The 24257-nt window shown below is 45.4% G+C and carries 18 protein-coding genes and 1 riboswitch; of the genes, 8 read left to right on the forward strand and 10 right to left on the reverse strand.

Annotation, left to right across the window (positions count from 1 at the left end; all coding sequences use genetic code 11):
- The first annotated feature begins 13 nt into the window (after positions 1–13).
- Entirely contained in the window at positions 14–1372 is a 1359-nt protein-coding gene (locus BCT34_RS11055; protein ID WP_076654635.1) for an MFS transporter, read from the forward strand.
- Positions 1373–1447: 75 nt separating this feature from the next.
- On the opposite strand, the gene BCT34_RS11060 is transcribed toward BCT34_RS11055, so the two are convergent.
- Positions 1448–2794, reverse strand: a complete 1347-nt coding sequence (locus BCT34_RS11060; protein WP_076654636.1) for a DUF4397 domain-containing protein — start codon at positions 2792–2794, stop codon at positions 1448–1450.
- A 584-nt stretch (positions 2795–3378) separates the two neighbouring features.
- Between BCT34_RS11060 and BCT34_RS11065 the strand changes: the two genes are divergently transcribed.
- From BCT34_RS11065 to csdA, 3 genes are all read left to right on the forward strand, one after another.
- Positions 3379–4128, forward strand: coding sequence for an outer membrane protein OmpK (locus BCT34_RS11065; RefSeq protein ID WP_017092167.1), 750 nt, complete (start codon positions 3379–3381; stop codon positions 4126–4128).
- 110 nt (positions 4129–4238) lie between these two features.
- Positions 4239–5132 carry a 2-dehydropantoate 2-reductase gene (gene panE / locus BCT34_RS11070; RefSeq protein ID WP_076654637.1) on the forward strand — a complete coding sequence of 298 codons (894 nt, stop codon included), beginning with the start codon at positions 4239–4241 and terminating at the stop codon, positions 5130–5132.
- A gap of 87 nt (positions 5133–5219) precedes the next feature.
- Positions 5220–6431: a cysteine desulfurase CsdA gene (gene csdA / locus BCT34_RS11075; protein WP_076654638.1), complete on the forward strand. Its 1212-nt coding sequence runs from the start codon at positions 5220–5222 to the stop codon at positions 6429–6431.
- 77 nt (positions 6432–6508) lie between these two features.
- Here csdA and csdE read toward each other — a convergent pair whose 3' ends face one another.
- From csdE to BCT34_RS11095, 4 genes are all read right to left on the reverse strand, one after another.
- On the reverse strand, positions 6509–6937 hold the full coding sequence (csdE, locus tag BCT34_RS11080) for a cysteine desulfurase sulfur acceptor subunit CsdE (RefSeq protein WP_076654639.1): 429 nt from the start codon (positions 6935–6937) through the stop codon (positions 6509–6511).
- 37 nt (positions 6938–6974) lie between these two features.
- Positions 6975–7784, reverse strand: a complete 810-nt coding sequence (tcdA, locus tag BCT34_RS11085) for a tRNA cyclic N6-threonylcarbamoyladenosine(37) synthase TcdA (RefSeq protein WP_017059899.1) — start codon at positions 7782–7784, stop codon at positions 6975–6977.
- Between the two features lie 113 nt (positions 7785–7897).
- Positions 7898–9010, reverse strand: coding sequence for a murein transglycosylase A (gene mltA / locus BCT34_RS11090; protein ID WP_076654640.1), 1113 nt, complete (start codon positions 9008–9010; stop codon positions 7898–7900).
- Positions 9011–9091: 81 nt separating this feature from the next.
- On the reverse strand, positions 9092–9565 hold the full coding sequence (locus BCT34_RS11095) for a DUF2850 domain-containing protein (protein ID WP_076654641.1): 474 nt from the start codon (positions 9563–9565) through the stop codon (positions 9092–9094).
- Positions 9566–9727: 162 nt separating this feature from the next.
- On the opposite strand from BCT34_RS11095, the gene argA reads away from it, so the two are divergent.
- Entirely contained in the window at positions 9728–11065 is a 1338-nt protein-coding gene (gene argA / locus BCT34_RS11100) for an amino-acid N-acetyltransferase (RefSeq protein ID WP_076654642.1), read from the forward strand.
- Between the two features lie 282 nt (positions 11066–11347).
- A complete protein-coding gene (locus BCT34_RS11110) occupies positions 11348–11539 on the forward strand; it encodes a hypothetical protein (protein ID WP_004735192.1) in 192 nt (63 codons plus the stop codon).
- Between the two features lie 79 nt (positions 11540–11618).
- On the opposite strand, the gene recD is transcribed toward BCT34_RS11110, so the two are convergent.
- The 5 genes from recD to BCT34_RS11130 all read right to left on the reverse strand — a co-directional run bounded on the left by recD (position 11619) and on the right by BCT34_RS11130 (position 22497).
- Complete coding sequence (gene recD / locus BCT34_RS11115) at positions 11619–13823, reverse strand: exodeoxyribonuclease V subunit alpha (RefSeq protein WP_076654644.1); 2205 nt, start codon at positions 13821–13823, stop codon at positions 11619–11621.
- Positions 13823–17497: an exodeoxyribonuclease V subunit beta gene (gene recB / locus BCT34_RS11120; RefSeq protein WP_076654645.1), complete on the reverse strand. Its 3675-nt coding sequence runs from the start codon at positions 17495–17497 to the stop codon at positions 13823–13825. Before recB ends, recD begins: the two co-directional genes overlap by 1 nt.
- Positions 17498–17738: 241 nt before the next feature.
- The gene (locus BCT34_RS24420) at positions 17739–17900 is read right to left on the reverse strand and encodes a hypothetical protein (RefSeq protein ID WP_165690304.1); all 162 of its coding nucleotides are present in this window, start codon (positions 17898–17900) and stop codon (positions 17739–17741) included.
- Positions 17901–17906: 6 nt separating this feature from the next.
- Positions 17907–21419, reverse strand: coding sequence for an exodeoxyribonuclease V subunit gamma (gene recC / locus BCT34_RS11125; RefSeq protein WP_076654646.1), 3513 nt, complete (start codon positions 21417–21419; stop codon positions 17907–17909).
- A gap of 127 nt (positions 21420–21546) precedes the next feature.
- Positions 21547–22497: a TDT family transporter gene (locus tag BCT34_RS11130; protein WP_102300411.1), complete on the reverse strand. Its 951-nt coding sequence runs from the start codon at positions 22495–22497 to the stop codon at positions 21547–21549.
- 207 nt (positions 22498–22704) lie between these two features.
- Between BCT34_RS11130 and BCT34_RS11135 the strand changes: the two genes are divergently transcribed.
- Positions 22705–23601: a LysR family transcriptional regulator gene (locus BCT34_RS11135; RefSeq protein WP_048608012.1), complete on the forward strand. Its 897-nt coding sequence runs from the start codon at positions 22705–22707 to the stop codon at positions 23599–23601.
- Between the two features lie 88 nt (positions 23602–23689).
- The gene (locus tag BCT34_RS11140) at positions 23690–23983 is read left to right on the forward strand and encodes a YebG family protein (RefSeq protein ID WP_008223840.1); all 294 of its coding nucleotides are present in this window, start codon (positions 23690–23692) and stop codon (positions 23981–23983) included.
- Positions 23984–24138: 155 nt separating this feature from the next.
- A riboswitch (Fluoride riboswitch) is annotated at positions 24139–24223 on the forward strand.
- Positions 24224–24257 lie beyond the last annotated feature (34 nt).

The raw sequence follows: 24257 nt of genomic DNA on the forward strand, positions 1-24257 counted from the left end.
ACAAGGACGCCCTATGTCATCAGGCACTCCCTCTCTTTCTTGGATGCAGACTTTCCGCAGCTACCTAGATAAACGCCTACTTTGGGTGTTCATGCTTGGCTGTTCGAGTGGCTTCCCATGGGTTCTGATTGGATCCAACATGTCTGGTTGGCTAAAAGATGCAGGCTTAACACGTGCAGCCATTGGCTACTTTGGTAGTGTCTTTGCCGTCTATGCGATTAACTTTCTATGGGCACCATTGGTCGACCGAGTAAAACTGCCAATCTTACACGCAATTTTAGGCCAACGACGCAGTTGGATATTCCTCTGTCAAAGCTTTGTACTCGTGTGCACACTTTTCATTGCTGGAGTGAATCCTGCTAATGACTTGATGTTCACCTCAATGCTTGCACTGGGTATTGCGATTGCGTCTGCTACCCAAGATATTGCGATTGATGCCTTCCGTATCGATTCGTTTCCAAAATCTGAATCATCTAAACTGCCGCAAGCTTCAGCAATGGCTGTCGTTGGTTGGTGGACGGGTTATTCCCTACCCGGTTACCTCGCCTTTATCAATGCAGATTCAATCGGTTGGAATGGTGTGTATTACGGAATGGCAGGTGTCGTTGTCGTATTAATGCTGTTTACTCTTTTTGTCGGCGAACCAAATACACAACGCGAAGTCCTACAAGAACAAGCTCAGCAACGTCACAATAAAGTTGTGGGTTCAAAAGTCGTGGCGTGGCTCAGTGTTACGGTGTTAGAACCGTTTTATGACTTCTTCAAGCGAAACGGCGTGCAAGTTGCCATTACCCTACTGCTGTTCGTCTTCCTGTTTAAGATCGGTGAAGCCTTCTTAGGCCGGATGTCGGTACCATTTTATAAAGAGATAGGTTTCAGTAACGAACAGATCGGCCACTATTCGAAGTTAATTGGTTGGGGTGCAACCATATTCTTCACCTTGCTAGGCAGTGTCTTTAATGTGAAATTCGGTATTGTACGCGGGCTGATGATCGGTGGTGTTGCAATGGCGGCCAGCAACCTAATGTTCGCATGGATTGCGCAAGTAGGACCAAATGAGCACTTATTTTTGGCAACCATTATTGTCGATAACTTCACAACCGCCTTTTCGACAGTGGCATTTGTCTCTTTCTTAACGCTACTAACTGGGCAAGCTTTCTCTGCAACGCAATATGCCTTGCTAGCATCATTGGGAAATTTCGGTCGAACGACGTTGGCATCTTTCAGCGGTGAATTGGTCGACTTCCTCAATGACTGGTCAACCTTCTTTATACTGACATCATTAATGGTGATACCGAGTTTGATCATGCTCTATTCGTTACGCCACTTTTTCACTGATTTGTTAGAAAAAGCTAAACAGAACCACGAATAAGAGAAAAAGCAAACGAAAGAAAGAGGGTAGCAATGAGCTACCCTCTTTTGTTTTCTGTATACGGATGTTCAGGAGCTAGTCTGTCGTATCACTCACTATTAAGTTAAAGCCAGTTCCCATCGAATCATCAATCGCCACCACTTGATACACAACACCGTTAGCCAAAGTTGCAGGCGCAGAATCAATCGCAACAGTAGATGGGTCACCTGCGACTGTGATCGTCACAAAATAAGAGCCCGCAGCTACATAAATGCCATTCGCGTAATCTTTAAATTTCACATCACTCAGCGCAGGAGTGTTTCCAGAGATTCCTACGTTCTCAGTCAAGTAAATATCAACCGAAGCTGCAACTGGGTTTGCCGCCGCATGGGTAATGTTCAACACTGCGCTGGTCGCTACCGGACGACGGTTTTCAGGAACGACAAGAGCTTCCAAATTCAATGGAGAGACAGTCCCCACGGCATAAATGCTGTAATCCATTCCGGCAAATACGGCTAACCCATCGACGTCAATAAATGCCGAAGTCGTGGTTCCATCTTGATACACATCTAAGTCGTAACTACCCACAGCCAAATTTTTAAACATCGTTACATCTTTGAACATCAAATCTGCAAAATCAGTCGATGCCGCTGCATTCACGAACACATCAACAACCGGTGCTCCATCAACAAGGTGCCCCACTCTTACCTCAGCAGTTTCTGCCATGTCGTAAATTAAAGATGAACCGCGACCGTCCATCACCATCAACTTCACCGGAGATGCACTGTTTGAGTCAGCTCTTGGCACCGCCGCAATAGTTAGCTCGCTACCGCCAGACAGAGTGATTTCTCCAGAGTCAAAAGCAATAGCACTTCCGCTCACTGTTTCTAATCTTACTCGGTACTGACCAGCTGGAATGTTCAACACATCAGTAAAATCTTTGTAGTCTAGAGTCCCAAGCGGCGCGCCCAACGGATCACTCGGCCCTGTAACATACAGGTTCACCGCACCAACTCCTGTTGCTGCATGTACAACTTGCACATCTAAGCTTGAACTTGTTGCCGTTCCCTCAGCAGGGCGTGTCACGACTAAAGCCTCTACAGGGTTATTAGAACCATCGGCATCACCAACCACCATAACGGTGTAATCTAGATCACCGCTCAAATCGAATTGGCTTTGAGGGATCACCGTAGCAACAGCGTCACCAGGAAGTTGAACATCGACTTGTACTGATGTCTGTCCTTGATTGACAGAGGCGTAACCAGACGCCTGAGCATAATCAACGCCAGTCCAACGAGCCTGACTGTTTAGGATAACATTAGCTAAAGGTGCATCGGGTGATGCATGAACGGCTTGCAGTTGTGTCGTTGGTTCATCATCGTCGTCACACCCAACAATGAACAGCGCTGAAATTGCTACCGCTAATAATGGTGAATATTTCATTGGTCTTCTCTCCAAAAAGTTAGACCAGTTCGTCACACAGAAGATTAGCTCAGTAAAAATCTTTAAATACTTTCTCGGTATTTAGTGCAGTGAACTGTCTCAAATATATCTGTGATTTGAAAAGTAATCAGGCTCGTACTCCAAATTACTCATCACTGAGTTGTTCATCAATTGATTCCCCCACCATTACGGAGTTGGTCAAAAATAGATCAAAGACAGGATGGAGGGCGATTTGATTTAGTCACTTTTCAGCACGAAAAGCCTTGGAAAGGAATACTGTTGATTTTGATATGCATGTCACTCTATTCAGTAGAATCGTTTGCTTAGGGCAGTAATTCACCAATCTATCCACAAAATAATCGAATTTCACAAAATCAATAGAATCAATGGTGCATCAAGATGCATTACCATCTTAAAGTTCCATCATTTAGATCATTAGTGTGATCAAGTTCACCTTAATAATTGCAATTTTCATCTCGTCTCACTTTTATTTGAGAACAAAATCGCTATTATGCTCGGCATTCGGACATCATAAACACGCACGGATTAGCGGGTTACTTATTTCAAACATAGAGAGTTCCATTATGCGTAAATCACTTTTAGCTCTTGGCATCGTTGCAGCAGCAACAGCAATTCCTGCTCAAGCAGAATACTTATACGGCTTTGGTAGCATGTATGCTGACTACCAAGTTTGGGACCAAGGCTTTGGTAACGATGATGATAACTTCGGTGGCGACATCTCTGATCGTAACCAAGCAGTTATTGGTATCGAAGGCGGCGCTGCATTTGACTGGGGTCAAATCTACGGCTTCTACGACTACGAAGGTGTTGATCGTTCTGGTGATGATCGCGGAGCTTCAACTAAAGGTACTATCCACTACAACCTAATGGATACAAAAGTTAGCCTTTACGCACAAGTTTACAACACTGATGCAGATAGCGGTTTCCATGAGCAAAACCGTGTTCTTGGTCTTGGCTATACAGGTCTAAGCGGTGACGGCTGGGCATTTACACCATTCATCGGTGCACACCAAATTAACTCTGGCGATATCAGTGGTTCTAACGGTGGTATGGCTGGTTGGGTTGGTTACTACAATACTGATATTGCAGGTCAGAACTTCACGTTCTCAACTTGGGGTGAATACGAATTCGCTCGTAACGATGAGTACTCGGCAGTTCAAGGTGGTGACTACGGTCTAAACGGTAGCATCAACGCACTTTGGAACTTCCACCAAAACTGGTCAACAGGTGTACTTTACCGTTACACAGTGAACAAACTAGCACGTGAAGATTACCAAGATCTAATAATCTACCGTCTACAGTACAACTTCTAATCAAGTTTAATCTTCATTAGATAAAATGGCACCCTCGGGTGCCATTTTTTATTGCTTTCATTTAATGCCTCGTTATCCTTGCAGCATCACTTTCTTATCTCGGTATTGCTGTGAACATCACTATTGTTGGGCCTGGAGCTATCGGCTCTTTGTGGGCGATAAAACTACTTCAAGCGGGTCATAATGTGTATTTGTGGAGTCGCTCCACTGATAACTCAATTGACTTATCGCTTGATGGACAAGCTTCACTTTCCTTCAGTAACAACAATATCGAGAAGCTATCAGAAAGTGACTTAGTGATCATCACCGTCAAGGCTTGGCAAGTAGAAAAAGCGACTACTCCATTACTTCAACATCTCGACTCAGACACCATTCTTATGTTCATGCACAACGGAATGGGCGCGGTCGATAACATTGCCACTCAGATTAATGATCACCCGGTAATACTGGCGACCACCACCCAAGCAGCCTTTAAACCCGACCGTAATAATGTTTCTCATACAGGATTGGGCCAAACTCAATTGGGTGCTTTTAACCAAACGGGTCAGCAGTGCTCGTTTTTAGTTGATGTATTGGATAATGCTCTTCCCGCTATGAATTGGAATCCACAAATAAAAGCCGCACTATGGACTAAACTCGCCATCAATTGTGCTATCAACCCACTTACTGGGCTGGAACAAATCAAGAATGGCGAGCTTGCAGGCCAAAGGTTTGGGGATATTTTAAGCTCTGTCGCAGAAGAACTAACACAAGTTATGCAAGCCGAAGAGATCGCTTGTTCATTCGACGAATTGGAAGCAAGCATTAAACAGGTAATCCAAGCCACGGCTCAAAACAATTCTTCAATGAAGCAAGATATGTTCTATCAAAGAAAGACTGAGATCGACTTCATCACCGGGCACCTGATAAAAACTGCACGTAAGCATCAGATAGAAGTTCCCGTTAACCAAAAGCTGTTCGCAATGGTTAAAGAACGAGAAAATAGCTGGAATCATCAAGATTAGTCAGCAACGGTCAACAAGTCGCGATAAAATAACAATACCGCCAAGCATAACGCTGGCACCAATTTCCAAGATTTTAGGTAAGAATAGATGCTTGATATCAATCACATCCGAGAGCAGTTTCCTGCGCTATCACAAACCATCAATCAACAACCATTGATTTACTTAGACAGCGCGGCAACCACACAAAAACCTCAGGTAGTTATTGATGCCATTAGCCAATATTACTCCAAACAAAATGCCAATGTTCACCGTGGTAGTCATAGCTTAACGGCGAACGCGACCAGTCAGTTTGAAGCGGCAAGAGACAAGGTCGCTCAGTTTATTGGCGCGGGTTCTTCAAAAGAGATCATCTGGACTCGTGGTGCTACCGAAGCGCTCAATCTCATTGCTCAAACTTACGCAAGAAGTACCCTTAAACCTGGTGATGAGATCTTAGTGAGTGAAATGGAACATCACGCCAACATCGTGCCTTGGCAAATTGTTGCGGAACAAACCGGCGCTAAAGTCGTTAAAGTACCAATGACGTCGGATTGTGAATTCGACCTAACTGCATTTGATACACTTTTAAATGAACAAACCAAGATTGTTGCGTTAGCTCAGATCACCAACGTAACCGGTTCTCGTCAACCGATCGAAGCTGTCATAGAAAAAGCACATAAGATGAATGCAATTGTAGTCGTCGATGGCGCGCAAGGCATCGTTCATGAGCCAGTTGATGTTTCTTCGCTAGGTGCGGATTTCTACGTGTTTTCAGGGCACAAGCTCTATGCCCCTGCCGGTATCGGTGTACTTTACGGCAAACTTGAATTGCTCGAAGCGATGCCACCTTGGCACGGTGGTGGAAAAATGGTTGAGCGCGTCTCTTTCTCAGGCACTACTTTTTCTGAACTACCAGGGAAGTTCGAAGCAGGCACGCCAAATGTGGCGGGAGCGATAGCATTAAGCGCCGCAATTGAGTGGTTAAATGACTTTGTCCAACAAGATGTCGAAAAGCATATCCACCAACTACAACACGAGACTTATCTTGCACTCAGCAAAGTGGATGACATTCAGATTTTGGGGTATCAACCTAATGCGAGTGTGATTACTTTTGTGATGGATGGTATTCACCATCAAGATATAGCGACTCTACTGGATCAGCAAGGTATCGCAGTACGAGCTGGACATCATTGTGCTCATCCATTAATGGATGCACTTAATGTGAAAGGCACGGTTCGAATTTCATTTGGTATTTACAGCAACATGGATGATGTTGAAAAGCTGGTAGCGGCGATAGAAAAAGCCGTTGATATGCTTTAGGGGATAACCTAGTAACTAAATGAGTTAGGGTTGGCGTTTAGCGTCAACCCTTTTTGTTTCTGTACATCTAAGAAATGTTAAGAGCTGAGCTCTTGGATTTGAGCAACAATCGCTTTTAATCCATTACCACGAGATGGACTAAGGTGCGTAATTAAACCGATTTTTTCAAAGTAGCCATCAATATCGAACGCTTGAACCTGCTCTGATGTTTTTCCATCATACGCAGCTATTAATAATGCAATCAGGCCGCGAACGATACGCGCATCTGAATCCGCACAAAAGTGCCAAACACCGTCGACATTGTGAGAAACCAACCACACTTGGCTTTCACAGCCAGAGACAATCACCTGATCACTTTTCAGCTCATCAGGCATTACTGGCAGTTTCTTACCCCATTGAATCACTTGGCGATAACGATCTTCCCAGCCGCTGAATGTCTGCATTTTTGCGACAATATCATCACTGGTAATTTCAGTGCCGAATGGAGAGCTTGGAAATGAGGTCATTTTAATATCCAGTCGATTATTAGTTAAATAGAAGACGTTACTTAGCGTGCTTTTGAATCAGTTTTTCTACAATACGTGAAACAGCCACAAATCCAAAAGTCGCCGTTACAACCGTTGCCGCACCAAAACCTGTCGCACAGTCCATACGTTTTGGACCTTCTGCAGTCGCTTTCGCAGCGCATACACTGCCGTCAGCTTGAGGATATTTCAGCTGTTCAGTTGAGAACACACAATCGATACCAAACTTACGCGCTGGATTCTTAGGGAAGTTATGATGACGACGCAGAGTATCTTTTAGCTTCTTCGCTAGCGGATCTTGAATCGTCTTAGTCAGATCAGCCACTTTGATTTGAGTCGGATCGATTTGGCCACCAGCGCCACCAGTGGTGATCACTTTGATTTTGTTGCTACGGCAATACGCCAACAGCGAAGCCTTAGCTTTCATGCTATCGATCGCATCTAGCACAAAATCAAACTCTTTAGACAAGTATTCCGCCTGATTATCAGGACCAATGAAGTCGTCAATCAGGTTCACTTTACACTCAGGGTTAATCAGCTTTACGCGCTCTGCCATCACTTCGATTTTGCTCTTGCCGACGGTACCCGACATTGCATGGATTTGACGGTTGATGTTAGTCACACACACATCGTCCATATCGATCAATGTCAGCTCACCTAAACCGGTACGAGCAAGTGCTTCAACCGCCCATGAACCGACACCGCCAATACCGATAACACACACGTGTGCTGCTCTAAGTATGTCGACTTCACTATTGCCATATAGGCGACGAGTGCCACCAAATCGTTGGTCATAGTTTTCTGAAGCTGGAGTGGTCAATTCACGCATTGTTGCCGCCAATTTATTTCTGAGAAAAAGAAAAGAGTGCGTTTTATACGCACTCTTGAATAAAAAGTCTAGGGGATTAGCGATTCGCTTTCAATGCCCTATTTTATTGTCGCTTACTCAACCTTTTCAGGAGGCAAAGCCCAAGGCGCTTCGGTTGCGCTGCCATCTAAGCCAAGCTTCCACACTCGACCAAAATGCTTGTAATGACCAGCTTCAGTGCCCGCTCGCGGGCCCATGCCGTGGTAAAGGTCTAAATGGTTTTGCTTCACCGCGCCCCCCGTATCCAAAACCAGTAACAGTCTGAGTTGGTGCGCACCGCTCCAAGTGCCATCCGCATTCAATAATGGAACCTCAGCCAAAATTGGAGTTCCCATAGGCAAGATAGAGCGATCGCCTGCTACTGCAGCCATAGGCAATAGAGGAATCCCAGCGCTGCCCATTACCGACAAGTCGTCTCTCGCTTCAAAAAACACGAAAGAAGGGTTTTGCTCAAGCAGCTCTTTAACCACTTCAGGGTCATTCGCCAACACCCATTCTTTAATCGCTTTCAACGACATTTTTTCACGGGGAACTAAATCTCGCTCGATCAAAACACGACCGATGCTCACGTAAGCTTTATTGTTTTTTCCTGCGTAAGCAAAATACTGCAGGGTATCGTCATCACCAAAATGCACAAAACCACTGCCTTGAACTTCCATCATAAACGGGTCGATACGGTTAGCTGCATAGCCAAGTTCAAGCCCTTGACCTTCTAATGCGCCATTGTAGATCTCTTCACGTGTTGGGCACTCTTTATCACACTCCGGAAGTCCATAAACTGGGTAACGGTATTCTTCATTCGCTTCGTGGCGCAACTCCATTACAGGAGAAAAGTACCCCGTGAACAAAACATTGCCTTGTTTATCACCACCACCAAGCTGCGCAGTTTGAACGCCAAAGTTTGCTAACTCACTCGGGTCACCACTCAGCATTGCCCACTCATTGAGTTGCTGATAAAGCGGCTCATAGATTTTAGCCATCGAAGGGGATTTAGAAACCACCATCTCAGCTTGCTCTGAAAATGCGGTATAGTCTCTTGGTTTATTGGATTCAACCTGATCGACCTTATTTAAGGTGCGGGGAAATTCATCATCAAGGTGTTGTTGAGCGAGATCAGTGGGTTGAGCACAGCCAAATAACAAAGAGGCTGCGATAAGGGGAAGCCATTTTTTAATCACAAGAGTCATCCTAAAAATTCTATGCATCGAGGATGACAAAAACAGTCAGATAACACAATCTTAGATTGTAAGAGTTTACAATAAGATAACCTACCGAACGGAGTTATCGATGTGACCTTTAAGACGGAAGATAGGGTTATAGTGACTGTCCGAATCAAGCACCATTTCTGTATTGTCAGAATTAGTCATGCGGTAGCGATAGGTCTTTTCACCGGCCTTATATTCGAAGTAGTGGCCATCAAAGTCAAAGTTCGTCGAGACAACAGACCCACGAACTGACACACCATTAGCATTCAGTACAAACTCGTCTGTCGCATAATGTGCAACATCCTGCTCTATCCAAGTGCCATATATTAGATGATCAGGCGTCGCCGCATCTTGCACTCGGGAAAGCACATCACCGAATAAAGAAACCACCGCAAATGAACCCACCAAGGCTAAAACCATTAAGCAGCGCTCAATGATCTTACGCTTCAACTTTGATTGATTGCGCTGATCTGCTTCACTGTAGAGGCCTTTGGTTATCTCATCGATTTTGTTCTTTGTTGCTGAAGCTTGTGGCATTCGTTTACGACTCATAAGGATGCTATGCGCATTCTACACTGAGACAGTTTATATATTGAAGCCTAGATAAGAATAGTTTGCGCTTTATTCCAAAAAGATGTTGTCTAGATTTGAATTTAAATGCTAAATTAACGAATAAATAAACACAAATGGACTTGTTCTGTGAAATTAAGAAGTACAGCGCTAGTAAAAGGTTTCAGACAATCAACCCCTTACGTGAATGCTCACCGTGGCAAAACCATGGTCATTATGCTGGGAGGTGAAGCTGTTGCCGATAGAAACTTTGGTAACATTATTAGCGACATTGCCCTACTCCATAGCCTTGGCGTGAAGATTGTTCTCGTTCACGGGGCAAGACCACAGATCAACCAACTGCTAGAAAAACAAGATTGCCATACGCCTTATCACAAGAATATTAGAGTCACCGATGAATACTCTCTGGGTGTTGCTATGCAGGCAGCCGGCCAGCTACAACTCGCCATAACAGCCCGCCTTTCAATGAGTTTGAACAACACCCCGATGGCAGGCACTCAACTCAATGTGATGAGTGGTAACTTCATTACCGCACAGCCACTAGGCGTGGATGACGGTACCGATTACTGTCACAGCGGACGTATTCGTCGAATCGATATTGAAGGGATTAATCGCACACTTGACCAAGGTTCAATCGTACTACTTGGCCCTATTGCTAGCTCCGTGACTGGCGAAAGCTTTAATCTGCTTTCTGAAGAGGTCGCAACCCAAGTCGCTATTCGTCTAAAGGCCGACAAACTGATTGGCTTTTGCTCTGAGCAAGGTGTAACAGATGAAAACGGCAATGTACTTGCTGAACTCTTCCCTAAAGACGCTAAGAAAATTCTGGAACGCTTAACGGAATCTCAAAGTCCTGCTGAAGATATGAGTACAGGAACACTGCGCTTCTTGAAAGGTGCGATCTCAGCTTGTCGTGCCGGAGTCCCTCGTTGCCACCTAATCAGCTACAAAGTCGACGGCGCATTAATCCAAGAGCTGTTCTCTTTTGATGGTATTGGCACCCAAGTGGTTATGGCGAGTGCTGAGCAAGTAAGACAAGCTCAGATTGACGATATTGGTGGCATATTTGATCTCATTCGTCCTTTAGAAGAACAAGGCATCTTGGTTCGTCGTTCAAGAGAGCAATTAGAGCAGGAGATCCACCGCTTTACCATTATCGAAAAAGACGGACTGATCATCGGCTGTGCAGCGCTATACGCCTACCCGGAAGATCACATGGCAGAGATGGCCTGTGTTGCAATTCATCCAGATTATCGTGATGGAAATCGTGGCCAGTTATTATTGGATTACATGCGTCACCAATCTAAATCTCGTGATATCGACCAAATCTTTGTCCTGACGACACATAGCCTTCATTGGTTCCGTGAACAGGGCTTTTACGAGATAACAGTTGATGAATTACCGATGGAAAAGCAAGGGCTATACAACTATCAGAGAAACTCAAAGATCCTGGCGCTCAACGTATAAATAAAGTTTTGGAGCACAATCTCACTTCAAAAGAAAAATAATTGCAAATGTAATCGTTTTCTATATGAGATTTATTAACTATGCACTTTAACTCACAAGTAAAATTGTATAGAATTTGGTCGCTTTAACAAAATAACAAATGTTTTTATTGGAATTACCATCTCGGTTGTCATATCACATGCATTGAGGTGGTCACTGCACGGATTGCTATACCCGTTGACGGTCAGCACGCTAACATTAGCTCTGCTCGTTAATATAAACAGCAAAAAGAGCAACATTGATATGAGAACCATTGTTTGTAACTCGCTGCAAAGTTTTTGGGATATGGCTGATAACCAATTCTTAGAAGGGCTAGACGTACACTGCGTGTTCCCTGTTAGCGAGAATCTAAAAGAGTTTATTTTGAATTGCCAAGCAAAATACAAGATAAACCACATATCGTTTACTCGAGCGTTTTTAAGCAAAGAGTCTTAATAACGTTCAAAGCAACCAGGGATGGTTGCTTTGTGTTTATCTAACTTAAATTCAAGTCCTTTCTAGCGGTAATTAACAACTAGTTTGTTAAGCGACTGCCTAAACCACTCATTCGCTCTGTTTTCACCTTAATCCCACGCTTCAACACATTTATGTCGCTGAACATCATCAGTCGTTTCTTGGCACGTGTAATACCGGTATAGATAAGCTCTCGCGTTAGAATAGGGCTGAAATCCGGCGGCAGGATCATTAAGGTCAGATCAAATTCACTACCCTGAGATTTGTGTATCGTCATTGCATAAGCCGTTTCATGCTCAGGCACTCGGCTTGGTAGCACAGCTTTCACACTACCATCCGGCAACTCAAAGTAGACCTTCAATCTAGGCACAGAGTCAGAGTGGCTTGAGTCCGCTTCAAGCATACAGATACCAATATCACCATTGTATAACCCCAAGCCATGATCGTTACGCGTTACCATCACTGGTCGCCCGTGATACCACAACTCATCGTTGTGTGGATTCACTAAACGTCTTGCAGCAAGTGCTCTTTCGATTCTGTGGTTGAGGCCTTTAACACCAAAATCCCCTTCACGAATAGAACATAACAGTCGGCATCGGCTGAACAGATCGAGCACCGACTTCGCTCGCGCTTCTTGAGTTTCTAAATCTTCTAGCGGCACATTCATTCGGTTGAGATACCCGCCATACTCATTGACTAAAGTACGCAGCATCAAATTATAGCTGTCACTCGACAGAGGATGGTTTTCAATGTCTCCAAACCCTTTAGCAAACACTTGGTCAACTTGACTGGCAGACCCGTTATTGATCGCTTTTGCCAACTGTCCGATACCTGAACGCGCATCGAAACGGTAACTCTTCTGCAGCATACACAAGCTATCCGCAATCGCAGGAGGGTTAACCGCTCCAGCTTTGCCTTGCCTTGTTTTAGCTATCGCATCAAAGCCTGTCATCTCCGCAATCAAGTTTCCTTGCGCGGTGCTGTAACCAGCAGAGTTGAATGAACAGATATCACCCAACACAGCACCTGCCTCTACTGAAGCGAGTTGGTCTTTATCACCCAATAAGATGAGCCTTGCGTGCTCAGGAAGCGCATCCACCAGCTTATACATCATCGACAGATCGACCATCGATGCTTCATCCACCACCAAAATATCAAGGTGAAGTGGATTGCGTCGGTTATGTCTAAATTCAGCTCGATTAGGAATCGCACCCAGTAAGCGGTGTAAGGTACTGGATTCAGTCGGTATATTCACCTTAACTTCTGGCGCTAGAGGCAGTTGTTCAATCGCTTTACCAATCGACTCGGTTAAACGCGCCGCCGCTTTACCTGTCGGTGCCACCAGCTTGATCGTCGGTGTTTTACCTTGGCTGAGTGATTGCTCGACCATAGCCGACAATAACTTGGTTACTGTGGTTGTTTTACCGGTCCCCGGTCCACCAGAAATCACCGCAAAGCGCCGACTCAGCGCCACCGCTGCTGCCACTTTTTGCCAATTCAAACATGCCGATAACGGTGCTAAGCTGTCTAGAACATCTAAGTCTGTTACCTGCTTAGCTTGAACAATCGCTTGGTCGATTGCGCCCCAATTCAGAGATTGCTCATCGACGATATCAAGATGATCACACACCAGCTGTTGGCGGAATACTTGAGACGTTTGTTGGCTTGCTTCAGCCTTCGCTAAGGCGTTAAACAGAAAGTGATAGCTGCGTGCAAAGAGCTGATTAAGTGTTTCCGTCAGCGCCTTTTTCTGTTCTATATTGAACTCTACCGGCTTACTTAAACGGTTTAACGTGTCTGCCAGCACTACCTCGTAATTCCAGTAACGCTGTAAGTAGACACGCTGTCCATCAAACATTAGCGGCTTAACACAGTCATTGGTTGTTCCAACTAGGTTAGATGATTGCAGAACAGTCACCCAATCAATACCCAACAGTTTTTGGTTCAATTGCAGTGCCGTTTCACCGTATAACCCGAGTAACTGGGCTAAATCTGTTGTTTGTTCAGGGCCTGCCTTATGCTGCTGTATAAGCTGAGTACAAATATGCCCCTTGCCCAACTCATGACTCACCACCCCAGCTAGAAAGCCGATCTCTTGAGAGTGACTCGTCGCTTGCTGAGCAATAAAACGAGCAAACTGATAATCCAATTGGCGAATCGAACCCTTGTCTGCAAGGAACTTGAGTACATCCATGATCTGCTCAGGGATAAGTGAAACTGGCTTTACAGCGTTAACTGTTTCCATAGTCGTCGTGGTCGTTGTCATTATAGAAGCCCCATCTGTCCAGTTTCATTATCATTCAATTGTGCTGAACGTCTGTCTATCACTTTACCGTCAATCAATTGATCCATTTCATCGAGCAAAGCCAATGTAGGTTTAGCCGAGAAAACACCTTGTTGAGATTGGCCGTCCATTCCTCTTAAGAACAAGTAATAAACCCCACCGAAATGTTGTTCATAACTGTAATCCGCAACGCGGCTGCGTAAGAAGCGATGTAAGGCCAACGCATAGATTTGATATTGCAGATCGTAGCGGTGGTCTGCCATCGCCGATTTCAATGCTTCACCATGGTAGACGGCAACGTCATCACCTAGATGGTTCGATTTCCAGTCGAGCACATAGTATTTACCTTGGTGCTCAAACACCAAATCGATGAAACCTTTCAGCATGCCTTGCACGGTTTGAAAGCCAAGATCACCGGCTTTTGCTGATAGCGGATCATGGTACTGAATGGTTTGATTCAATTCAGATGCAGCTAACACTTCGATCGGCAACAAGAATTCCATCTCAACCAATCGTTGCGTTGAGTCTTTCTCGCTTAGCTTTAAATTCTTTCCATCTAAAGCCGTGTTCAGCACCGTATCAACCAGTTGTTGAAGCACCGGTAACCATTCGAGTTCGTATTGCTCTGACTCTAACAAGTGAGTGATTACTTGCGTGTTATGTTCGCTGGTTGCTGGCTCGGTAAATTCAACATTCTCAAACAAGGTGTGTAAGAAAGTACCCGGGCGAGCACCGCGAGGGAACGTGAATATAGAACGTTCAGGCTCAATCAGTTCCGACTCATCTTGCTCATCGGCTGAATCAATATCGAAGCCAGACACCTCAATCGTAGCGTCATGGCTTGCTCCGTGACTGCCTTGTTTTACAAGCCCCGAGTAACTGGTGATACGCCAAGCTCTGTCGATTGAAGCCTTGAGTTCATTGGCCTGTAAGTCTTCACTCAACTGCTCTGTTTGCACAAACACTTGCTCGTGAGCGGTTGGTGTTTCGGCTAACAGCACACTTGAATTTTTTCCTTCAATGGCCGCTAGAGCTTGATGCAATTCGGCAATACCTTGCTCTTGACCGTTTTGAACCAAGTAGCCCATAGCACTCAAATGTACGCCTGTCGGCTCTTTGGTTGAACGCCCTTTACGCAGTGGTGCCATACCAATGAAACAGCCATAAACCGCACGAGTCAGCGCTACATAAATCAAGCGTAGATCTTCCGCTTGTCGCTCTTTATCGGCTTGAGCTAAGGCACTGTCACTACCTGTAATATCCAGTACTGTAGTATCTGAATCATGGTCGTAGAATTTGCCTTCGCTCGCTTCTCGGTAACTCGCGACAAATGGCAGAAACACTAAGTCATATTCCAAACCTTTCGACTTATGAATGGTAACGATTTGAACCAAGTTTCTTTCGGATTCAAGACGCTGAATGTCATCTTCACTACCGCCCAAACCGTTTTGAGCATCTGAGATCGCTTCTGCTAGCCAACGTAGCAAGCCATAGTCACTGTCGAGCTCTTGTCTTGCCTGTTGTAGTAATTCGCCAATGTGCATTAAATCGGTGAGTGAGCGCTCACCATTTTCTTCTTCCAACAAGCGCTCTGCTAGATGACGTTTACTGATAACGCTGCGAAGCATTGGTAATACACCACGCTGTAGCCACAACTTACGATACTCACGAAACTCGTTAACGACGTTTTCCCACACTACTTCATCGTTATTGAGTTCATCCAATGAAGCCGCATCCAAAGCAAACAACTCAGAGGCTAGACTCGCGCGCAATGCACGGTCGTTTTCAGGTGTCAGTACCGCTTGCAGTAAGCGTTGGATATCTTGTGCAACCAAGCTAGTGAACACACTGTCTCGGTTAGATAAGTACACGCTCGCAATTCCTTGCTCAGACAGCGCATTCTTGATCAGACGACCTTCACTACCGGTTCGAACCAAGACAGCAATATCACCCGCATTCACGGCATGTTGTTTTTTGCCGTTATCAAAATAGGCTTGCTGATTTTGAGAAGCGGTCAGAATGGTTTGAATTTGACTCGCGGTCGCCTCGGCCATTGCCTTGTGATATTCGCCTTTTGGTAATGGCTTGTCTTCAGCCTCTTGCAGCCAAAAGGTGAGTGCGTGCTGAGTTTCACCATTCATCACCCATTGGCGTTTGTCGGCCGATGGACTGGCTGCAACAGGCAGAAATGGAATGTCTTGGTCATAGATAAACGGACTATCCGAGTTCATAAACACTTGGTTTACTGCGCTAACCATATCAGCACTCGAACGCCAGTTGGTGCCTAAGGTGTAGTGAGCACTAACTTGGTTTCTCGCCTTGATATAGGTAAAGATATCTGCGCCACGGAAGCCATAGATAGCCTGCTTCGGGTCACCGATCATAAACAAACCACACTGCGGGCTATCGAGATAGATTCGGCTAAAAATACTGTATTGCAGCGGATCGGTATCTTGGAATTCATCGATCATCGCCACCGGGTAGAGCGTGCGAATTCTTTCCACCAGCAATGATTGCTCATCGACATCAATCGACGCGGATAACTGAGTCAGTAGGTCGTCAAATGATAACCACTGCTTCTGCTGTTTTGCCTTGGCTAACATAGTTCGACAGTGAGTAATCGCATGTGCCAATAACGGAGCTTTTAGATCGGCTGGGTTATTTAGGAAATCGTCAATCGCTTCGAAAACAGCATGTTGAGGTGCGGTGCCTTTCGGTGTTTTCTCGATTAAAGTAGCTTGAGAGAACTTCTCTAATTTATCTGGAAACTGGTAATCATGAGTATCACTTTGTGCCCATGTTGTTACGGCTTCTAACCATGTCGGCAGAGATTTCTTGGTGTAGCTACGCTTATTCACATCCGAGCCAGAGATCAAAGCCAAAAAGTCCGCTTCGGATTCGCACCACAACGCCTTAAGCTGCTTCACTTTGTCTAGGTTTTGGTTGTGCAAAGTTTGCAAGTCACCCGACATCGCATCTACGGTTAGCTTCAATGGAGATCCCGTCAGATAGCGATTTACGTCCGCTAGTAACGCAGAAGGTGAACCCCAGATATTACGAACCTCACCAGCCAGTTGAATGGGCAACGGGTAAAATTGTTTACGCCAATAATCGGCAACCACTTGTGCTTTTAGGTGACTTTCATCGGTGACAAATTCGTTATCAAAACGGCTGCCAGACTCGAAGGCATTTTGAGTCAACATTCGCTGACAGAAGCCGTGAATGGTGTAGACCGCAGCTTCATCCATTTGCCTTTCGGCATTGAGCAGTGTTTTTGCAGCGCCAGCGTGGTCTTCGATTGCTTGCAACAGAGGGGCAATGACTGGGTCGTCACTCTGCCCGCGAGCAAACGCAATCCGTGCATCATGGATTCGGGCACGGATACGATCTCGCAGCTCTGCGGTTGCCGCTTCGGTAAAGGTCACCACTAGAATTTGGTCTACGGTCAGTGGCTCATGGTGTCGGGTCGCTTCCGTCAGTTCACTTTGTGGTGCAGCCGTGCCGTGTCCGAGCAGTAAGCGCAAGTACAAGCCAGCAATAGTAAATGTTTTACCTGTACCCGCCGATGCTTCAATTAAACGCGCGCCATGAAGTGGAAACGTCATGGTATTGAGTGTCTGTGGAGCAATTACCTGAACACTGCTTGTGGTCGTCATGCCTTACTGCCTTCTGATAAATATGTTGTTACAAATGTGACCTAGCGTGGAAAACGTCATTCAATTTACGTCCTACGCTGATTTGTTAATAGTTAGTGCGATCTCTCTCACGGATCAATTCAGATCGCCTCGCTACTATGCGCCCACGAGTTCAGGAGCGCGTACGAGTTTTGTACTTTACGGCGTTACTTTGAACCACAGAATAATGGTCCCTCTGACCTGTGGCCGTACAGCGAACGCCCTACACTAATAATGATTTACTGGCGGCCACTTTATTTCCTGTACCTTGCTTCTCTTCACCTTGATTTCCTTCACCGAGAAAGCAAGTACCCCAAATGCTTACCAGCGACTCTCTTTCGTCATTCAATAATTCAGCGCACCCGCGATTGATCATGTCGATCACAGCCACTTACTCCTGATCTTCCAGATCGGCAGCAGCCAACCTTGCCGCTTGTAATACAAGCGTTGAATACATACGCGACTCAGCAGCTAGCTCATCATCCCACTTAGGCCAAATACGCGAGATGTAGGTATCTCGACCCTCGCCCGTGAAAGCAAAACTGTCATTGAATGTATCAGCCATTTTCTTGAGCGACTTCTCTTCATCATCGACCCATTTACCACGGCTAAAGCCCGCTTCAACGCCGGCCAAGGCGGTTTTAGGGAAGTACGGCAATGGTGCAGTCATGCCTTGATAGAACAGTCGTACTAACTCAGCCAATAAACTCTTCGCCTGCTGTGCATCGCCGATAGGTTGTAGCGTTTGGTGAACTACACCCTCTTTTCTGTCATAGCCAATAATATGGGTCGTTTTTCCGTGCCCCATAACAGCGCAGGATAGATGATCAATCCACGCAGCCAAGTAATCTTGAGAGCGTATTTTTCCGCTACGGAAACGAACTAGACCTGATTGATAGTTTTGAGTTAACCAACCCATCAAACGAACAGGTTTGCCTTCGCCTAACACATCAAATTCGATATTAACTTCGAGGTCTTGTTGCGGTGAACCGCTCACAAATCGAATCTCTTTAGCCAAGTCTTCCGCTTGAACACGGTTAGTTTCAAATTCAATGTCACCAAAAGCGCCAACGGGTAATCGACCTTGGGCTTTTTGCTCAGAAACAAACAGGCGAACCGCTTCATCCGCCCCTTCAGGGTGATCCAGCAACACTTGTAGTAGAGCGTCCTTAAGCTGGAAGCTTTCTAAGCCATTAAGCACGAACGGCTCGTCATCTTCCATTACCGGAAGCGGTGGCTCAAACACTACCTTTAGGCGACGATTAAAGAAGTATTGCACTGGCAAACGCCAGAAACGCTGTAGCTCAACCAAATCGAGTTCTAACAGATAAGTCGCACCAAGCAAATAGTCGTCTAAGGCACGATTAAATTCACCACTGCGTTCACCAGAACGATTAGCGGCAGGAAGCCACTCTTTGGCGTAGCTCAATACATGGCTCGCATCACCTTGTGTAAAGGCTGCCGGGCTAAATGGGGTCATGGTGTGCTCAAAGCTGATCGCTTGAGTCAGTTTGATACCAGAATCATCACTTGGTAGTGATTGGTCTTCACTCAAACAGTAGTTTTGTTGGCAATATTCAATCAACTCTGAAACCAGTACAGACGGCACTCGCTCGGTATTGTCTTGAATCGAACGACCTACATAACTGATGTACAAGCACTCTTGCGCTGAGAGCATCGCCTCTAAGAATAGGTAGCGGTCATCATCACGACGAGAACGGTCACCAGGACGAGCTAGACTCTTTTTGCCTACGCCATTCGGCGAGCGAGTTTGGGCGCTCATCAAATCAAAACCTTCTGGCGGCATTGAGCGAGGGTAAACCCCATCATTCATACCCAATAGGCAAACGGTTTTGAACGGAATAGAACGCATCGGCATCAGGGTACAGAAGTTAACTTGTCCCGCTAAGAAACGCTGACTAATACGCGCACCCGACAGTTTATTGTTCAAGTACTGGTAGATGATGCTTGGCGATAACTCTTGTTCGTACAAGGCATCATCAAGCTGTTCATTCAATTGAGAAAGCGCATCGCGAATCGACTTAAGCACCACCTCGCCTTCTAGCTCAACTGCAAAGAAGTCATCAATCATTTGCAACAAGGTTTCACGCCACATATCGATGGATTGCGTCTCAGCAAGGCGTTGACGATAATGCGCGATACGGTCAATAAAGTGCGCTAACTTACCAGCAAGTTCAGCGTTAATACCTTGAACTTCGTTATAAGCCGCAATTGGAGAATGTTCGGTTTCAAACAGGCCCGCAGAATCCGACATCGCATAACCCAATAGCATGCGCTGAATGCCGAATAGCCAAGTATTTTGTTCGGTCGCAGGTAGGTCAAATTCGGTTGCAGTAGACGAATCGACGCCCCAACGGATGCCCGCTTCTTCAACCCACTGCTTAGCTTGCTCGAATTGAAATTCATCAATACCAAAGCGTGCCATCATCGCTGGGATTTCTAGTAGCTCTAACAGTTCAGAAGCTAAACAGCGTGTGTTTGGAAGCGCGACCAGCTGCATGAATGCAGTCAGAATCGGGCTCTCTTGGTCTGCCGTTCGATCCGAGATTGAGTAAGGGATATAACGCTCACCCGGAGCATTACCAAATACCGCCTGAATCGCAGGGCTGTACGCATTGATGTCTGCCACCATCACAATGATATCGCGTGGCTTTAATATCGGATCAGCATCAAACATTGCCAATAGCTGATCATGCAGGACTTCAACCTCGCGCATTGGGCTGTGACACGCGTGCACAGTCAACGAGCGATCGCCAAGCTCAACCACCTGTTTATGGTTACTGGAGTCTAAGATGTGGTCGTCTTGGTGCTCTTCTAACTCAAGAATATCGGCTTGCAGTTGATGTAGTAGGCTGTCTCTCTCGACATCAATAAAAAACTCATGCTCTTCACTGTCTGATTGAGACAGTAAGAACAAGTTATCTCTACCCAGCTTACCCATAGATGCAAGCAAGCTATTGCCTACCGCTTGGCTGGTATGCAACTCGTCTTCGACGTTGGCTTCAATACCATCTTTCAATGGTGATACTTCACCCTCTAGCTGAGGCAAGCCATCAACCAGAGCAAACTGCTTGCGACGCTGCGCTTCAATTCTCGCCAAGTATTTACGGTCACGAATATCGCCCCAGTAGTGTTGGCAAGGGTTACTAAACATCAAATGAACATCAATCTGCTCACCAAGTGCTTTCAAGGCGTCCATGTAGCGAGGAGGCAGTGAAGAAATACCAAACACAAACAGACGTTTCGGCAGGTGTTGTAGCTGACCTTGTTGGTTAGCTAACGCTTCAATGAAGTCGTGATACAAGTTACCACGGTGATATTTCGATTGGCCTTGAGACAGTGTTTGCTCGTAGAGTGCCTTCCACAAAATGGGCTGCCAAGGGTGCTCTTGCTGCCCTTCACTATCAATCAATTCTGCAACGGACTCTCCCGCTTCCCACATCGCCATCCACTCAGGGCGATATACCAAGTAGCCATCGAAGATATCGGCAATCTTCTCGGCTAATTGATACAACTTAGAGCCATCTTCGTCGTTTTCAAGATAGCGCTGTAGGGGTAAGAAATCAGGGTGGTCAAGCTTCGCGGGTAGCAAACACATTAGCTTCCACGTCATCGCTTCTTTGTTAAAAGCACTGCGTTTCGGCACGTCAGGAAGCACTTGGGTAAACATATCCCAAATGAAGGTTGCTGGAAGAGGAAAATCGATATTTGCTGCTACACCAAACTCTTTGGCGAGTTCCATCTTAAGCCATTGAGACATACCCGGGCTCTGAACCAAGATCTGCTCTTTTTCGAAAGGATTGGCTAAAGGGTCACTTTTGATCAAGTGAACGAGAAGGATTTTTAAAGTATCAACTTTATTGGAATGGTAAACAGTAAACAAAGTGCACTCACGCTAATCTTGCCACAATATACTGCCAGATTAGCATAAGTGCTGAGTTTGGATTAGGAATATAAGCTTATGAAATACCGAAAGCTTAAGGTCCGTTTATCTTTTGAACTATCGTCCTTTACAATCTGCCCGCTACCGCACCTAGAACGCGGTGAGGTTTGTAGTTCATGTAGTAACGAACAGCAACATAACCCACTACCAAAGTAGCCACAATCAGTTCAAGGTACGCTAGGCCAAACACTTGATTGATGTAGTGTGCTTCAATACCTTGTGCTTGCATCCACGCAGCTAATTTAAACAAGGCTGTTGCACCAATCACGATTGGGAAGGTAAATGCCGCATAGCCAGGGCTGAATGGCAGACGAAGTAGTTTGAAAAACGCCATGTAGATAATGAACGTCATCAACACTGCAATACCAAATAACAAACCAATAATCACTGGCGAAGGGCTTGCTGTCACGGTTAGGTAACCCGCCAAAGATAGGCTTGCTGGTGCTGCCATAATCGCAATCGTTGGTTTTGCTGCATCTGGCACTTCCTGAGAGAAGATCAAGCGGTAAACCATCAACGGTAGCATCACTGCATAAACCAATAAACCGAATACCAAAGTCGCGTTCGCTACCGGCTCTAAAACTGGGTTACCAGAGAAAGAAACATCTGCCACGATGATTCCGATTGGTGGCACAAACCAGCTTGGCACCATGTGGTGAATCTCAAACTGTTTTGCTCTGTGGTACAAGAAGCTCACTAAGAACACAACGTGTAAAGCAACCGCCGCAAGCCACATCGCCTCTTGCAAAAATTGAGACACTGGCGCTAATGATGCTGATACCACCATACACCCCATCGCAAATGTTGGTACCACACTGCCGACAACAGGGTGAGCAAGATCTTCACGAAGTAAATGACCGTGAATCAAAAATTTCACAGCTAAAACAAGAAGCAATACCGCTGCAATAGCTGCACTGATCCACTGTACTAAACCACGAGTGTGCAAAATACCTTGTGCAACTAAAACGCCATCCCAGCACCAGCCTAAACTTGCAATTGCTAGTGCTAACCCTGCCATGGGTGTTGGAGCTCCTGTTAATCTATATTTAATACGTTGAATCATGTCAGCCTCTCTTAAACTTAATTCACGAAACTTGTGAACTCATCAGCTTGTTGAAGCCATAATACGCTTGCGCTTCGTTAAACAATATCCAATTATATATAACAAGTGTTCATCAATACTGAACAGAGCCCATTTCACCAGCAGAGTAAAACTAGGAATCTGATGGCTAATATTTCAATCAAACAGCTCAAAGTGTTCGTCACAATTACTCAGCACTCAACACTGACTGCAGCCTCTGAAGCTCTGTTTCTATCCAAGGCCGCTGTCAGCATGGCGCTGGGCGAAATGGAGAAACAACTCGGTCACTCTCTATTTGACCGGGTCAACAACCGATTAATTCTCAACCAAGAGGGACATAAGTTACTTCCTTTGGCTGATGAAATACTTCACCGAGCTGCGGGTATTGATGTTTTGTTCCGTGACGACCAGCCTTTAAGTGGCAATTTAAAGGTCGGCGCGAGTGACACGATTGGTAATCAGGTCGCACCGTTTATTTTGTCAGGTTTTCGTGAACGAACTCAGCACCAGGATCAAAGCTTGTTCATTTCAAACAGTGCACTGATCTGTCAAAAGTTGGTGGATTATGAACTTGATATCGCGCTAATTGAAGGAAAAACATTACACCCTGAACTCATTTCGAGTCAGTTTAGCAGCGATGAAATGTGTATTATTGTTAGTAATCAACATCCTCTCGTTTCAAAAGAAAAAGTTACTTTAAGCGATTTGGAAGATAGTCACTGGATTCTACGAGAGTCCGGTTCTGGAACGCGTGAATTTTTCCTACGTGCTGTTGCACCGCGTATCGAGCATTGGTATGAATCATTTGAACTCAACACCACCGAGGCGATCATCAATTCGGTTTCTGCCAATCTTGGATTCGCGTGTTTATCACGATTGGCGGCGCAACGAGCGATTGATTCAGGCCGAGTGAAAGCGCTCGATGTACCACTCGACATGAAACGACGTTTCTGGATGCTGGTACACAAAGACAAATACCAGAGCCCACTACTGAAATCTTTCATGAGTTATTGTGAAGACTGGGCTACACATCAAGATTGAGGCCGCATTGTTAGGGCTCCAACTAGACTTTTAGCATCAGAAACTGTATAAAAAGCCAGTAAAATTTATCAAACTTAGAGGATTAACCATGGCTGTTATCGTCAAGTACGTGGTGGAACGCAACGGAGAAGAGAAAATGACTTTTACCTCTAAAGCCGAAGCCGACGCATACGACAAAATGCTGGATATGGCTGATGAGCTTTTTGAACTTTTAGGCAAAAGCGATTTAGTTGAAGATGAAGGCAAGCAAGAAGAACTTGCAATGTACCTAGCGAAGAACAAAGAAGAAGTTCTTTACGCATTAGGCGCTAAGCGTAAACCAGCTCCGAAAAAAGCAAAGAAGCTTGAAGCAGTTGAAGACGCAGAAGAAGATGCAGCATAACTAGCTGATACCTCTGTTGAAAACGTCAATAACACCTCTAATCAGAGTCCGTTATTGGCGTTTTTTTATGCTTATCGAAATATAATGAACTCTGTTTATAGTCAAAATCGCTCTAAACATTCGCTTGCACGAAAGTGTGATAAAGATCTAATCTATGGTCGTCAGGTGATGGGGTTCCACCTAAGCTTTTGCTTCAACCGCCCGTTCTTTCCGAACAGTGCTAATGACTCCTACAGAATCGAAAACAGGTAATACTGTTGGATGTATCGCTACT

This window comes from Vibrio sp. 10N.261.45.E2 (genome assembly GCF_002875705.1).
Classification (GTDB): domain Bacteria; phylum Pseudomonadota; class Gammaproteobacteria; order Enterobacterales; family Vibrionaceae; genus Vibrio.